This window comes from Colwellia psychrerythraea (assembly GCF_000764185.1).
Taxonomy (GTDB): Bacteria; Pseudomonadota; Gammaproteobacteria; order Enterobacterales; family Alteromonadaceae; genus Colwellia; species Colwellia psychrerythraea_B.
Genome location: NZ_JQEC01000006.1, coordinates 12,342 through 28,555, shown reverse-complemented (window position 1 = coordinate 28,555; position 16,214 = coordinate 12,342). Strand labels below are relative to the sequence as shown.

Below are 16,214 nucleotides of genomic sequence, written 5' to 3'. Positions count from 1 at the left end.
AAACTATGACAGTAGAAAATGAATATAGCTCGTCCAGTATTAAAGTACTAAAAGGACTTGATGCAGTACGTAAAAGACCTGGTATGTATATTGGTGACACGGATGATGGCACTGGTTTACATCATATGGTTTTTGAGGTTTTAGATAACTCAATTGATGAAGCACTAGCAGGCCACTGTACTGAAATGGTAGTTACTATTCATTTAGATGGCTCTGTTTCAGTTACCGATAACGGACGAGGGATTCCAACTGAATTGCACCCTGAAGAAGGTGTATCTGCAGCTGAAGTTATTATGACAGTACTTCATGCTGGTGGTAAATTTGGTGGTGAAGATTCAGGTTACAAAGTTTCTGGTGGTCTACACGGTGTTGGTATCTCTGTTGTTAATGCATTAAGTTCCAAACTTAAATTAAATATCCGCCGTGATGGTAAGTTATTTGAACAGTTTTATCATATAGGTGTACCAGAAGCTCCACTTGCTGAAGTAGGTAAAAGTGATAAGACAGGTACAGAAGTACGTTTTTGGCCAAGCTCTGACACTTTCACAGATGTATTATTCCATTACGATATCCTTGTTAAGCGCATCCGTGAATTATCATTCCTAAACTCTGGCATATCAATAAAGTTAGTCGATGAACGTGGCGAAGGTAGAGAAGACCATTTCAAATATGATGGCGGTATTCAAGCATTCGTTGACTATTTAAATACCAACAAAACACCTGTGAACCAAGAGATATTCTATTTTGATTTAGAGCGTGAAGATGGAATTATTGTTGAAGTTGCAATGCAATGGAACGATGGCTTTCAAGAAGGTATTTATTGTTTTACCAATAATATCCCACAAAAAGATGGTGGAACTCATTTAAGTGGGTTTAGAACAGCACTTACTAGAACCCTAAATTCTTATATGGCTAAAGAAGGTCTTAATAAGTCTAAAAAAGGTGGCACAACTGAAACTAGTGCTACGGGTGATGATGCTCGTGAAGGTTTAACTGCGGTCATCTCTGTTAAAGTTCCCGATCCTAAATTCTCATCACAAACAAAAGACAAACTTGTATCTTCAGAAGTTAAAACCGCTGTTGAACAAGCTATGGGTGAGAAACTAGGTGAATACCTGTTAGAAAACCCAACCATAGCACGTACAATTATTATGAAAATAGTTGATGCTGCAAGAGCGCGTGAGGCGGCTCGTAAAGCACGTGAAATGACTCGCCGTAAAGGTGTATTAGATATTGCTGGTTTACCTGGTAAGTTAGCTGATTGTCAGGAAAAAGATCCGGCCTTATCTGAAATATATATTGTGGAAGGGGACTCTGCTGGTGGGTCAGCCAAGCAGGGACGAAACCGTAAAAACCAAGCGATATTACCATTGAAAGGTAAAATCCTAAACGTCGAAAAAGCACGTTTTGATAAGATGATTTCTTCTCAAGAGGTTGGCACGTTAATTACCGCATTAGGTTGTGGTATTGGTCGCGATGAATATAACCCAGAAAAACTTCGTTATCACAGCATCATCATCATGACAGATGCCGATGTCGATGGTTCTCACATCCGTACATTATTGCTAACCTTCTTCTATCGTCAAATGCCTGAAATTATGGAACGTGGCCATATATTCATTGCTCAACCACCACTATATAAAGTTAAAAAAGGTAAGCAAGAGCGCTATATTAAAGATGATGAAGGTTTAACTGAATATTTAACAACTCTCGCACTTGATCATGCTGCCATTCATGTGAATGAAGAAGCGCCTGCGATTTCAGGTGCTGGATTAGAGCAACTTGTAAATCAATATCGAAAAGTTATGGATATTGTAAAGCGTGTGTCTAGACAAATCCCTGCTGATATTTTGGAGAAAATGATTTATAGCGGTACTATTGCAGCAGAAGATTTTACAGATCAAGGCAAAGTAGATGTTTGGGCAAAAGACCTAATCACGCAACTTGAAAATCAAGATGGTAATGGTTCAATCTATAAAATTGAAGTGAAGCATAACATTGAGCGTAATACTTATTACCCTAACTTTATTGTTAGAAAGCATGGTATTGATACTGAATATCCTTGTAGTTATGAGTTTTTACAATCAAAAGAATTTGCTTCAATCATGTCTTTAAATACGGCTATTAATGACATGATGGAAGAGGGAGCTTATGTTAAGCGTGGTGAAAAAGTTAATCCAGTAACAAGCTTTGAAGAAGCATTGAACTGGTTGATGGCAGAGTCTAAACGAGGTCAATACATACAGCGTTATAAAGGGCTAGGAGAGATGAATCCTGAGCAACTTTGGGAAACTACTATGGACCCAGATACACGTCGTATGTTGCAGGTGACTATTGAAGATGCTATTGCTGCAGATCAATTGTTCACCACCTTAATGGGTGACCATGTTGAGCCACGCAGAAACTTTATTGAAGAAAATGCGCTGAACGTTTCTAATCTAGATATTTAGTTACTAGAAACGTACTAATAAGATGCCCGGTCTTCATGTCTGGGCATTTTTGTAGGATAAACACTCTAAAAAAGTTATAATCGTTAGACGAAAAAATAAGATAATCGCGTGCAAACATTCTTTGCTCAGTTAACAAGACAAAAGTGAATTTGAACACCATGACAACTTACAATAGTAAAACTTTTCAAGGCTTAATTTTGCAATTGCAAGATTACTGGTCACGTCAGGGTTGTGCATTAGTACAACCTCTTGATTTAGAAGTTGGGGCTGGTACTTTCCATCCAATGACTTTCTTACGCTCAATTGGCCCTGAACCAATCAGCAGTGCCTATGTACAACCTTGCCGTCGTCCAACGGATGGTCGTTATGGTGAAAACCCAAATCGCTTACAGCACTACTATCAATTTCAAGTGATGTTAAAGCCCTCTCCTAAGAACATACAGGAGCTTTACCTCAACTCATTAAAAGAGTTAGGTGTAGATCCGCTTGTGCACGATATTCGCTTTGTTGAAGATAACTGGGAGTCACCTACATTAGGCGCGTGGGGCTTGGGTTGGGAAATTTGGCTTAACGGTATGGAGATCTCTCAATTCACTTACTTCCAGCAAGTGGGTGGCTTAGAGTGTACACCTGTTACTGGTGAAATTACTTACGGACTTGAACGCTTAGCTATGTACATTCAAAATGTCGATAGCATTTACGATCTTGTCTGGACTGATGGCCCATTGGGCACTATCTACTACCGTGATATTTTCCATCAGAATGAAGTAGAACAATCTACTTATAATTTTGAACACGCCGATGTTGATGCCTTGTTTAAGCAATTTGACCAATGTGAAAAAGATAGCCAGAAGTTAATTGAAGCTAACTTACCATTACCAGCTTATGAGCAAGTAATGAAGGCTTCACATGCCTTTAACTTACTTGATGCTCGTCATGCTATATCTGTGACTGAGCGTCAACGTTATATCTTACGTGTACGTACTTTATCGAAAGCGGTTGCTCAAGCTTACTATCAAAAACGTGAAGAGCTTGGTTTCCCACTATGTAAGAATAGTGATGCGCCAGCTAAAGGAGAAAAATAATGACCACTGAAACACTCCTTATAGAGCTTGGAACAGAAGAGTTACCACCTAAATCATTAAAGACATTAACTACAGCGTTTTTTGACAGCATCCAAACTCAGCTTGATGGTCATGATTTAGCTTATAGCGGTATAAAATGGTTTGCTACTCCACGTCGTTTTGCAGTGCAAGTTTTTGATTTAGTTGATAAACAACAAGATAAAACTGTGGAGAAACGTGGCCCAGCAGTAAATGTTGCTTTTGATGAGGCAGGTAATGCCAGTAAAGCGGCACAAGGTTGGGCACGCTCTAACGGCATAGACGTTGAGCAAGCAGAGCGTCTAGTTACCGACAAAGGGGAATGGCTACTTCATCGTGCTACGGTAACGGGTAAATCGATTACTGACTTAGTACCAACAATGGTAACTACTGCGTTAAATAAACTTCCTATTGCTAAGCCTATGCGTTGGGGGGCTGAGCGTATTCAGTTTATCCGTCCGGTGCATACGTTAACTATGATGTTTGGTAGTGAAATTATTGCAGGTGAAGCGCTAGGTGTCAGTTCAAGCAATCAAGTGCAAGGTCATCGTTTTCATCATGAAGGTTTAGTGACTATAAATCATGCAAATGATTACCAAGCTGAATTATTAAAAGCTTTTGTTGAAGTCGACTTTGATGAAAGACAAAACAAAATTGTTGCACAAATAAAGCAAGCCGCTAGTGATATAAATGCGGTTGCCCTAATTGATGAAGAGTTACTAAACGAAGTTACTGCTTTAGTTGAATGGCCAGTGACATTAGTGGGCACATTTGATGAAGAATTTTTAAATGTACCTGCCGAGCCATTAATATATTCGATGAAAGATCATCAAAAATATTTCCCGGTAACTGACCCAAAAGGGCAATTAGTTAATAAGTTTATATTTGTCGCTAATATTGAATCTAAAGATCCAAGTGCAGTAGTATTTGGAAATGAAAAAGTTATTCGTCCACGCTTAGCTGATGCTGAATTCTTCTTTAAAACAGATAAAAAGCAAAGCTTAGAATCAAGGCTTGCTAGCCTTGAGTCAGTATTATTTCAAAAACAGCTTGGTACTTTGAAGGCTAAATCTGAACGAATAGCAGACTTGTCTCAATTTATCGCCGAGCAATTAAACGAGAATGCGAAAGATGCTTATCGTGCCGGTTTGTTAAGTAAAACAGACTTGATGTCAGAAATGGTCTTAGAGTTCCCACAAGTGCAAGGCACTATGGGTAAATACTATGCCTTACATGATGGTGAAAATGAAAATATCGCCCAGGCATTAGAAGATCAGTACCGCCCACGTTTTGCTGGTGATAGTTTGCCAGAAGCGAATATTGGCTGTGCCGTTGCTATCAGTGACAAGATTGATACTTTGGTAGGTATCTTTGGTATTAATCAGGCTCCTAAGGGTGATAAAGACCCATTTGCGCTACGTAGAGCAGCTATTGGTAGTATTCGTATCATAATCGAGAAGCAGCTTGATTTAGACCTTTCAGTGCTAATTAACAAAAGTATCGAACTATTCGGTGATAAGTTAGTTAACGATAATACCGCCAGCGACGTACTTGATTTTATCATGGGTCGTTTCCGTGCTTTCTATCAAGAGCAAGGTATCAGTGTTGATGTTATTCAGGCAGTACTAGCTAAAAAGCCAAGTGCACCACTTGATTTTGAAAAGCGTATTAAAGCGGTTACTTTCTTTGGTGAATTACCTGAAGCGGCCACACTTGCTGCGGCAAATAAACGTGTAGGTAATATATTAGCAAAATTTGATGGTAAGCTTTATCAAGCATTCAATCAAGATTTAGCCACAGAGCAAGCAGAGCAAGATCTAGCTAGTATCTATCAAGAGATAAACTTAAAAGTTGCACCGTTAATGGCTGACAAAAATTACCAAGCAGCTCTTACCGAATTGGCACAGCTTAAAGCGCCAATAGATACTTTCTTTGATAATGTTATGGTGATGAGTGATGATGAAGCGGTGAAAATAAACCGTTTAACTTTACTGAATGAAATTAGAAATAGTTTCTTTGCTATAGCTGATATCTCAGTGCTTCAGTAATAATATCAGTTAAAAATTTTGATATAAAGGCCATGGCAACATGGCCTTTTTTTATGCCTAAATTTTAATAACTACTATTATTGATAATGGTAGGAAAATTTGACCTAGATCAACAACAAGAGCATAAATAGGCGTAAGGTGATGTAAGCGTTAACAAAAACACTGACCAATAAGGAGCTGCTTATGCCAAACAAAGAAATCACAATATTATTGGAAAATAAACAAGCCCAGCTAATTAAGCGTATTGCCGCTATAGAAGCGGACTTTCATAAAGGACGATCGGCTGATTTTTCTGAACAGGCCACTGAAACTGAAAATGACGGTGTACTTGATGAAATTCATCACGAGGCAAAATTAGAGTTAACGCTGGTACAGTCGGCATTAGATCGAATAGCTGGTGGTTTATATGGACATTGTGTCGAGTGTGATGAGCCTATTAACCCAGACCGATTATCAGCATTACCTTATACGATAAAGTGCATCAATTGCGCGCTTTAAAAAGAACATATAAACAATCACTAGAGAAATTAATGATAAGAACTTTGTTAGGCTGTTCAATGAGTATAATGAAATTCATCAAGAGGTTAATCGGATAGATCAGGGTGTTTAAAATACTAGTGATCAATATTTAGAGGGAAAAAAGAAACAAAGAGTAAAACTTAAAGACGACCTTTTTGTGATGTTGAAAATGCGCAAATACCAGCTTAACTCAACGGCTGAGTTTTAACAAAAATCCCCAACCGGCTTAAAGGATTGAGGAGTTTATATATACTTAACTTTTATAAATTATAAATATCTTGGAATAATCGATCAGTACGTGGAATATAATAATTATCGTAATTAACAGAAAAAGCGATAGCGGTTGCCTTACCCTTTAATTCATTATGCGGAACAAAGCCATAAACACGTGAGTCAGCACTGTGTCGGCGGTTATCACCTAATACTAAATAGTGACCTTCGGGCACTGTAACTGGAGGGAAATTACTGTATGTATCACTTGCGCTATTATCGATATTTATATGATGTTGAATATCATCTACCGTTTCAACATAAGTGATAGCCCTAACGTTTTTTAATGGGTTATCTTTACTTGAGGGAGTATAAGTAAGTGTTTTACCGTTAATATTAAGAACTTCATTATTCATTGTAACCACATCACCGGGTAAACCAATTACCCGCTTAATTAATCTGAGGTCGGCCGCTTTAGACTCAAAGACAATTATTTCTCCACGTTTAGGGGTATCAAGAGATATTAAGGTTACATCAGTAAAAGGTAGCCGTATATCATAGGCCATCTTATTAACAACTATTCTATCACCCTCTTGAATAGTGGGCTGCATTGAACCAGTAGGCACTGAATACCAATCGGCGACAGCACTACGAAAGACAGACATTAATAAGATAAAAATCAGAAACTTTCTATTGTTTTGTAGCAAGGAAATAAACTTATTATTACTCGATTTTTTCATAGTGCATTACTCCATGTAGGTATTAACTAAATATTAGCTATCCTGTATATGGCAATACCATTAAAAGAAAGTTCCACGTAGAAATACTTACTTACAACTTGGTAATGAAAACGATAACTATTTGTTAGTTTTTCTTAATAACATAGAGGAAAGGCTGGGTATCTGTTTGTTTTGCAATAAGATCATGTTCCATAAAACGACAGAAACTTGGAATATCTCTTGCGGTAGACGGGTCATCACATTTAATTAATAAGGTTTCACCGCTAGCAATTTTTCTGATCTTCAGTCGAACCATCATTACAGGTTCTGGACAACGTAGGCCAATAGCATCGAGTATATGATCCGTTTTTTGAAAAATAGTAGTAGACATAACAGCAATATTTATAAAATTAAGTAAAGTAATTATACCTTATTATTCGCCCAATACTGAGTAAGAAATAATGCAAGATATTTTTTGAAAAAATAAGCTTCAGCTATACTAAATTTATCAAAATACGCTAGACAGCGTATGATTATTTTAAGCGAAAACTTACCTACCGACTCCTGAGGTTCTAGTGAAAAACATACTTAAAATTTTATTGTTTTCAATCAGTAGCTTTGTATTATCCGATATGACAAAAGCTAGTGAAAACTTAAAAATACAGACGGATATAGGCCAGCAAAAAACCTTTTTAAAGGCTGAGAAGCTGTTAGCACTAAGTTATTCTCAGCAATATAAAAGTTTGTATAACCAGCTATATTATTACCCTTTACAGCCCTATTTAGATCAGCGGCGTCTTATGGAAACAATGCAGATATCATCTGCAGGTGAAATTTCAATTTTCTTAGATAAGTATCAAAATTCACCTTTAGATTGGCCACTTAGAAAGGCATGGTTAAAGTATTTAGCAAAAAAAAATAAAGGTACACTGTTTTTAGAGTTTTATAAAAGTACTAGTAATACTGTGTTGAGTTGTCAACAATTGCGTTTTTCATTAAAAGCAGGTGCGCCAAAAAATGTGGTGTTACCACAAGTGACAAAACTATGGGTAGTCGGGAAGTCGTTAGATAAAGTATGTGACCCTATAATTAAGCAATGGCAACAAGCAGGTTATAGAACTAATGAAGTTATTTGGCAACGCATAGGTTTAGCTGCAAATGGTGGTAAACACACACTTATCCCTTATTTAACTCAGATGCTTCCTAAAAAACAGCAGTATTTGGGGAGATTATGGCATCAAGTCCGGCGTGATCCTGCTACGGTAGTAAAACAGTATAAATTTATTAATAAATCAGCTAAAGAAAGTCAAATTTATACCTATGGTATTAAACGATTAGTCTGGCGCGATCCAAATAAAGCCTTAGCGAGTTATAAAAAGGCACAGCAACTTTTTAACTTTACCACAGCACAGAAGCAACAAATAACGGCGAAGTTTGCTGTAGCGCTAGCAAGTAAAAACCATGATAAAGCTAGGATTTGGTTAGAAAAATTAGACCCTATAAATGTTGAACGCAGTATTATGCAATGGCAATTAACCGAGGTGTTAAAGCAGCAAGACTGGCAACAAGTACTGAAAGAGTTGGCAAAAATGCCGACAAAATATAAAACAGAGTTACAGTGGCTGTATTGGTATGCAAGAGCATTAATAGGGACTAATGAACTGGAGCGAGGCCAAGATGTAATGAGCGAATTAGCAGGTAAACGTCATTATTATGGTTTTTTGGCTGCTAGTTATTTAGAAACACCGGTCAGTTTGCAAAATAGCCCATTAGCTATCAGTGGTAAGGAAAAAAACTCAATATTGTTGCATGCCTCAGCCAAGAGGGCATTTGAATTTTATTACTTAGGGCGTTTTGTAGAGGCACGCAGGGAGTGGCGTTATTGGCTTAGCCAACTTAGTAATCGTGAAAAGCTAGTAGCGGCAAAACTGGCTAACGAAAATGGTTGGTTTGATCGAGCAATATTCACCTTGTCTCAAGTCGGTTATCTTGATGATGTAGAGCTACGATTCCCAAAAGCATTTGATAAAAAAATTAATCAACATGCAAAGAAACAAGCAATAAATCCAGCATGGGCTTTTGCGATAGCCAGACGAGAAAGTTCGTTTATGACTGATGCTCATTCATCGGTAGGTGCAAGAGGCTTGATGCAATTAATGCCTAATACGGCAAAGCAATTAAAGCGCGGTAGTGTTAGTCGACAATATTTGTATAACGCAGAAAATAATATCAAATTAGGTACTAAGTACTTACGTAGACTACTTGATAAAAACAAGGGAAATCAAATTCTTGCGACAGCTTCTTATAATGCTGGCCCTTATAGGGTAAAAAAATGGTTGCAAAATACTAGTGCTATGCCAGCAGATATTTGGATAGAAACAATTCCCTTTAAAGAAACACGCAACTATGTAAAAAGTGTCTTGGCTTATCAAGAAATCTATCAACATAAACCAGGGCAGGTTAGCCGGATATTTGAGCAAGTCATTAATATGAATATAGGTGAATAATTTAAGCGGATGTATTAGTTATAATTGCAAAGTTATGTTCACATAACTAGCTAGTTTAGTTTGAGTGTTTGGCCTGGCAATAGCCTGACTTCTTAGGGGGTATGCTATCATGAGAAATATTTTTTGATAGCTGTATTTCGGAGACATAATAAATGACAACACTTAACGCTAAGTTGGCTAGCCAATATCCAGCTCATATTGCCCAATTACAACAGATGACTAAAGCGGTACTTGCTCGTGAAAACTTAGAAGGGTTAGTTATTCATTCGGGTCAAGAAATTAAGATCTTTCTAGATGATAACAGTTATCCATTTAAAGTTAATCCGCACTTTAAATATTGGTTACCGTTAATTGATATTCCAAACTCTTGGTTGGTAGTTAATGGTGAAGATAAACCAACACTAATATATTATCAGCCGGTTGATTTTTGGCACAAAATCACTCCATTAGCCGCAAGTTATTGGGGGGAATTCTTTGATATTCAAATTTTAACTAAAGCCAGTGAGGTTGATAAATTATTGCCTTATGATAAAAAGGGCTTCGCTTACATCGGTAGTCATATTGAAGTGGCAACAGCATTAGGGTTTGATGCAATTAACCCTGAACCATTACTTAATTATGTTCATTATCATCGTGGCTATAAATCAAAATACGAACATGAATGTCTTCGCCAATCTAACGTACTTGCGGTTAAGGCACATCAAGCAGCACGTAATGCATTCTTACAAGGTGATAGCGAGTATGATATTCAACAGGCTTATCTCAAGTCTATTGGTTATAGTACTAATGACACGCCGTACGGTAATATTGTTGCGTTAAATGAAAACTGTTCTATTTTACATTATATGACTTTGGATAAATTAGCTCCACAAGTGCATCAATCATTTCTTATTGATGCAGGTGCTAACTTTAATGGTTATTCAGCAGATATAACCCGTACCTATTCATACAAAAATGATAAGTTCTCCGAATTAATTGCTCGTATGGATGAACTCATGTTAAATGCTGTGGCTGGTTTAAAACCAGGACTGAGTTATGTTGACTTGCATATTGAAACTCATAGAGCAATTGGCCAAGTTTTACATGACTTTAATTTTATCAATGTTGATGCTGATACTGCAGTAGAGTCAGGTATCATTTCTACTTTCTTCCCACATGGCTTAGGTCATCATTTAGGTTTACAAGTTCACGATGTTGGTGGTTTTATGGCAGATGAACGTGGAACTCATGTAAATACCCCGGCAAGTCATCCATTTTTACGTACTTCTCGTACTATTGAAGCAAACCAGGTATTTACTATTGAGCCAGGCTTATATTTTATTGATTCTTTATTGGCTGATTTAAAATCATCATCAAATGCTGATCAAGTTAATTGGCAAAATGTTGATGAAATGAGGTGTTTTGGTGGTATACGTATTGAAGATAATATTATTGTGCACCAGTCTCACAATGAAAACATGACTAGGGATCTAGGCCTAAATTGATAATAAGCCTAGTTGATTAATAATCTATTGTGACTAAATCCTTTGCTATAGCGGTTAATAATGTTGAAGATGAAAGCATTATTAACCGTAGTCGTTTTATCTGCTATTTACGTCCTTGTGATGATATAGCACAAGCAAAAGCTATGTTAAAAGAGCTACAGCAACTGCACCCGCAAGCTAGTCATCATTGTCATGCTTTTTTAACAAAAGCAGCAGATGACAGCCAAGGTTATGGTTTTTCTGACGATGGAGAACCTAGCGGTACTGCAGGAAAGCCTATGCTAATAGCCTTACAAGGTGGTGGGATAGGTCAAGTCTGTGCCATTGTTGTTCGCTACTTTGGTGGTACCAAGCTAGGAACTGGAGGCCTACAACGAGCATACGGTGGCAGTGTTCGCCAAGCTTTAGAGTTTTTACAGTCAAAAATTAAAATAGCTATGGTGCACAAAACCTTAGCATGTCAATATAGCCAAGTAGATGATGTTTTGCATTTACTTAGGCAAGTTGAAGGTCAAGTAATCGCTCAAGACTATCAGCAAGCTGTCATTTTCAGACTCGCCATTCCAGTAGCTAAATTGGATTTAATGCAAGATAAGTTACACACATTGTCATCAGGACAATTACAGTTAACCACTTTCGAACAATAAACCGAACAAGAAAAATAAAACGTGCAATATAAAAATATTATTCGAATTCTAGGCTTGTTGGTTGCGCTATTAAGTGTAACTATGCTGCCTCCAGCATTAATTTCATTAATCTATCGCGATGGTGGTGGTTTACCTTTTCTTTTGGCTTTTCTCTGGTGTATTTTTACCGGCTTCTTTGCTTGGTACCCTAATCGTTATGAAAAAACTGATCTTAAAGCAAGGGAAGGATTTTTAATCGTTGTGCTCTTTTGGTTAGTTTTAGCCAGCTTTTCTGCGATCCCTCTGATGTTATTAGACCAACCTAATCTGTCGACTACAGATGCTTTCTTTGAATCATTCTCAGGGTTAACCACTACAGGGGCAACTATATTAAATCATATTGATGATTTACCTCATGCGGTTTTATGGTATCGCCAGCAATTACAGTGGTTAGGTGGTATGGGGATTATTGTTTTAGCTGTTGCGGTATTACCTATGTTGGGCATAGGTGGCATGCAGCTTTATCGTGCTGAAACTCCCGGTCCAGTGAAGGATTCAAAAATGACGCCACGGATTGCTGATACGGCAAAACACTTGTGGTATATCTATCTAGGTTTAACTATTGCGTGTGCGTTAGCTTATTGGCTAGCAGGTATGTCGGGTTTTGATGCTATTTGTCATGCCTTTTCAACCATAGCTATTGGTGGTTTCTCTACCCATGATGCCAGTATGGGCTATTTTAATAGTCCTGCTATTAATTTAGTTTGTGTCAGTTTCTTACTTATTGCAGGGGTGAACTTTGCTTTGCACTATGCGGCAGTACAAAATAAATCACTAAAAAACTACTTTTTTGACCCCGAGTTTAAAGTATTTATCGGCATTCAAGTGGTGCTAATCTTGATTTGTTTTACCGTATTAATAAGCACAGGCACATATCAAGATGCTGACCAAGCACTCGACCAAGCATTATTCCAATCTGTCTCTATTAGTACTACTGCGGGTTTTACTACAACCTCATTTGCTGATTGGCCAACCTTGTTACCTATGTTGCTTATTTTTTCGAGTTTCATTGGTGGTTGTGCAGGTAGTACCGGTGGCGGCATGAAAGTAGTACGTGTGGTGTTACTTTATTTACAAGGGCTTCGAGAATTGAACAGGTTGGTCCATCCTAGGGCTATTTTTAGTATTAAGTTAGGTCGAAAAGTTTTACCTGATCGCGTTGTTGAGGCTGTCTGGGGATTCTTTTCTGCTTATGCTGCGGTATTTGTTATTTGTATGTTATTGCTACTTGCTGCCGGCATGGATAACGTTACCGCCTTCACAGCAGTTGCTGCTTGTATTAATAACCTTGGTCCAGGACTAGGGGAGGTGGCTGCTAACTTTTCATCGATTAATGATATGAGTAAATGGGTACTAATCATGGCAATGTTGTTTGGCCGTTTAGAAATATTTACTCTGTTGGTTCTATTTACTCCTGCTTTTTGGCGTTCATAAATTGTATATACATTAGATAACTCATGTATATACAACCTAAAGTTGATATTTATAAATCTAAATATTAACTTACCATTTATAACTCAATGCCACCCAACCTTGGGTATCAGACTTTTCATTTTCAGGGTTAACCTGTGCAACACCATAATTTATCGCTAAATTTGTCACCCCTGTAAAACCAAAGTCATTATTCAAAGTACCTTTAACACCATAGCTGTCAATAACGGCTTGTTCAGTCATTTTGTGTCGCGTATAAAAGATATCTACTAAACCTAAGGGGATATATGCCTGATAGGCTTGGTAGTCATTGCCTGTTTGACGATAAAAGGCCAATTCGGGAGCTAATTGTTTGTTTAAATGTGCCTTCTCCTGAATCAATGTCGACGTATAGCCACCTAAACTAAGAATGTTGCTGGCATCTTCTGAGCGTTCTGCCCATAAATAGTTAACGCCTAAACCATAACCTTTAATATGGGCACTTAGGTTTATAAGGCCATTACTACCCGTATAGCTGCCATCATTACCATTGATCTTAGCCTGGTCATCTTTAGCAGAAATTAACTGTGCATTCACCGCTTGGGCAACCCCCCAGTTTTGCTGATCATAAGACCAATTTTGGTCAACACCTATTGAAAATGATTGACTAGAAAAGCCTATATTTTGGCTATCATCAAATTGTGAAGCCTGTACTTGAGCAAAGACATCGACAGAAAGTGATTCTGATATATAGGGGTAGCGCGCTTCCAAGAATAGTCCTTTTTCTGTAGTTTTCCCTAGTGCGAGTGCCTTGCTATCTTGTTGATCAGTTTTTAAGTTGAAAAGGTAGCTATGTGCCAGTAATTTAACCGGCCAGCCTTGCCAACGAACTGCTGCCGATGCACCCGAAATTATATTGTCAAAAACATCTTGGCTGGCATTTACTTGCCAGTCAAAGCGAGAAAGTACATCACCTGATTTATAACCCACTTCCAATATACTACTACTGGCAGAATAAAAACTCTCTGCTAAGGTTATGGTGCCCTTTTGTGGACCTATACCATAGGCTGATTGTTCACCAATACTCTCATCAATATCGATAGTTGCTTTAGCTAGTTTTAACTTGTCAGCTAACTCAAGGGTCATTGCAGAACTAGTGGTTGTATCAGTAATAAGTTGTTTATTAGCTTTGTTTAAGTCTAATTGGAAAACATCTGAACCTTCAGAATTAATCGCTAAATGGAGCAGTTTATTATCTGCTTGCATCATAGGCCAAGTAACAACCTGTTCACCTGAGGTGATAGCCGAAAGAGTCTTACTTGAAAAATCATACTTATATATGCGTGTTGCGCTATCTAAGCCAGCAACAAAGTACAATGCCTTTCCATCTTTGGACCATTCAGGAAAAGAAAGAAATTGATAGTTTTTTGGTAGCGGAACAATTGTTTCTCGCTCGCCATTTAGCTGACGAACTTTTAACTGCCATTTGTTATTTAAGCTAGAGCTCAAATAAGCAAAACTATCTGAAGGTTTTCCATCAGAAGTAGGACGGAGTCTTGGGAAATCGTAAACGCGTTCAAGGCTTTTTTGCGTTAATTCAGCAGTAATTTGACCTATTGATGAAGGTAATAAGCTTACTTTTACTAATTGAGAATAACCAAAACGATTACGTTCAGCAATTATATATTGGCCATCATTACTGATATCAAAACGACGAATATTTGCGCTTTTTGTCAATTGCTTTATGGTATTTGTCGGCAAATGCCAAGAGAACAGATCTTGATGAAGGCTGTTTACACTGGCTAAAGTAGCTGAACCATATATAAGGGTGTCTTTATCAAACCAGCGAGGGTTATTTATACCACGGTTGTTTTTTTGGTTTAACGTGTAGGCAACTTCTCGTTTAAAAACACTAGGCGCTTTATCTACAATATCTTGAGGGTCTGCTTCCAATATATCTTTGTTATTTTTAGTAAAACCTTCTGCTTTTTTCGTGTTCTCACTTGTCTTATATACGTTTAATTTAGTGGTTTTTCCTTCATCAGTTCTTTGGGTTTCAACGATGGCAAGGTAATCGCCTTGTGGGCTTAAACTTGGACCACTGATATAATCAGATAAATCTAACCATAATGTCGAGCGGTTATCTGCATTGCTATGTTCACCGAGTTTAACTTCATGTTTCATCGCTTCAAATGTGTATTCAGCAACGAAACGTTGATAAAGTTTTTTGGCTGTATCGGGAAATACTCCCTTAAATGCAGCTTCAAAATCTCGTTGTTCAACGCCTGACCAACGCGTCCAAACAGCATCTAATGTATCGACGCCATAATTATCTTCTAACCATTTCAAGTAACGAACACCAACAAGGTAAGCCATAGAGCCAGACATAAAGTTGTCATTAGCCACACTGAGTTCTTTGTATGATGGCATTGCGCCTTGTCGTGCAAACTTTTGAATAATGGCTTCAATTTGATTGTTGAATAAGCGGCCTCGACCGGTTAATCTCGATTCGAGTAATGTTGCATACCCCTCACTTACCCATCGTTCTCCATTCATCTGGCTTGCATCAAAAATATCATACCAACTGGCGACATTATTTCGCCAGTTACTTCGATTTTTCTGTGCTAGATGTACTAAATGAACATATTCATGTAGTACTAAAAGTTGTTGCCAGCCCGTTGAGCTAGAAATAACGGTATCTGATTGTGCGGGCGTTGCAAATAGAGCCATATAAGGCTTATGACTTAGTGGCACAGCAAAACCGTTTGCCGCGTTATATGGATCAATAATAAAGGTATCAACTTTTTCTGTGAGCACTCGCCCTTGCTGATCTTTGATTAATTGACGGACAACTTCCATTTCTCTTGCACTTGATAAAGCCCATTGGCGATATTCTGGAGTGAAGTGCACACGAAAGTTTTCAGTTTCAAAGGTTTGCCAGTTTTCGGCGCTATCAGCGAGTTCAGCTTGGCTAGTAAACGTTACGCTACTTAATGCTAGGGTTATAGCTGTTAGTATTTTAGATATTTTCATAAAAATCCTTTTAAATACAGTACTTGTTTTATGTGGTTGTAATGA

11 protein-coding genes are annotated in these 16,214 nt (G+C 37.8%); 8 read left to right on the top strand and 3 right to left on the bottom strand.

Annotated elements, in window-relative coordinates; genetic code table 11:
- Positions 1-5: 5 nt before the first annotated feature.
- From gyrB to GAB14E_RS18720, 4 genes are all read left to right on the top strand, one after another.
- Positions 6-2,450 carry a DNA topoisomerase (ATP-hydrolyzing) subunit B gene (gene gyrB, locus GAB14E_RS18705; protein ID WP_033080926.1) on the top strand — a complete coding sequence of 815 codons (2,445 nt, stop codon included), beginning with the start codon at positions 6-8 and terminating at the stop codon, positions 2,448-2,450.
- 158 nt (positions 2,451-2,608) lie between these two features.
- Positions 2,609-3,535: a glycine--tRNA ligase subunit alpha gene (gene glyQ, locus GAB14E_RS18710; protein ID WP_033080925.1), complete on the top strand. Its 927-nt coding sequence runs from the start codon at positions 2,609-2,611 to the stop codon at positions 3,533-3,535.
- On the top strand, positions 3,535-5,601 hold the full coding sequence (glyS, locus tag GAB14E_RS18715) for a glycine--tRNA ligase subunit beta (protein ID WP_033080924.1): 2,067 nt from the start codon (positions 3,535-3,537) through the stop codon (positions 5,599-5,601). Before glyQ ends, glyS begins: the two co-directional genes overlap by 1 nt.
- A 183-nt stretch (positions 5,602-5,784) precedes the next feature.
- On the top strand, positions 5,785-6,099 hold the full coding sequence (locus GAB14E_RS18720; RefSeq protein ID WP_033080923.1) for a TraR/DksA family transcriptional regulator: 315 nt from the start codon (positions 5,785-5,787) through the stop codon (positions 6,097-6,099).
- Positions 6,100-6,380: 281 nt separating this feature from the next.
- Here GAB14E_RS18720 and lepB read toward each other — a convergent pair whose 3' ends face one another.
- Positions 6,381-7,070: a signal peptidase I gene (gene lepB / locus GAB14E_RS18725; protein WP_052093463.1), complete on the bottom strand. Its 690-nt coding sequence runs from the start codon at positions 7,068-7,070 to the stop codon at positions 6,381-6,383.
- 124 nt (positions 7,071-7,194) lie between these two features.
- On the bottom strand, positions 7,195-7,440 hold the full coding sequence (gene tusA / locus GAB14E_RS18730) for a sulfurtransferase TusA (protein ID WP_052093462.1): 246 nt from the start codon (positions 7,438-7,440) through the stop codon (positions 7,195-7,197).
- A 184-nt stretch (positions 7,441-7,624) separates the two neighbouring features.
- Here tusA and GAB14E_RS18735 point away from each other — a divergent pair, with 184 nt between their 5' ends.
- The 4 genes from GAB14E_RS18735 (at position 7,625) to GAB14E_RS18750 (ending at position 13,160) form a co-directional block, all read left to right on the top strand.
- A complete protein-coding gene (locus tag GAB14E_RS18735) occupies positions 7,625-9,556 on the top strand; it encodes a lytic transglycosylase domain-containing protein (protein ID WP_052093461.1) in 1,932 nt (643 codons plus the stop codon).
- A gap of 152 nt (positions 9,557-9,708) precedes the next feature.
- Positions 9,709-11,040: a Xaa-Pro dipeptidase gene (gene pepQ / locus GAB14E_RS18740; protein WP_033080922.1), complete on the top strand. Its 1,332-nt coding sequence runs from the start codon at positions 9,709-9,711 to the stop codon at positions 11,038-11,040.
- Positions 11,041-11,069: 29 nt separating this feature from the next.
- A complete protein-coding gene (locus tag GAB14E_RS18745; RefSeq protein WP_081967699.1) occupies positions 11,070-11,687 on the top strand; it encodes a YigZ family protein in 618 nt (205 codons plus the stop codon).
- A 21-nt stretch (positions 11,688-11,708) separates the two neighbouring features.
- Complete coding sequence (locus tag GAB14E_RS18750) at positions 11,709-13,160, top strand: TrkH family potassium uptake protein (protein WP_033080921.1); 1,452 nt, start codon at positions 11,709-11,711, stop codon at positions 13,158-13,160.
- Between the two features lie 69 nt (positions 13,161-13,229).
- Here the strand turns inward: GAB14E_RS18750 and GAB14E_RS18755 are convergent, their stop codons facing one another.
- Positions 13,230-16,169 carry a TolB family protein gene (locus tag GAB14E_RS18755; RefSeq protein ID WP_033080920.1) on the bottom strand — a complete coding sequence of 980 codons (2,940 nt, stop codon included), beginning with the start codon at positions 16,167-16,169 and terminating at the stop codon, positions 13,230-13,232.
- Positions 16,170-16,214 lie beyond the last annotated feature (45 nt).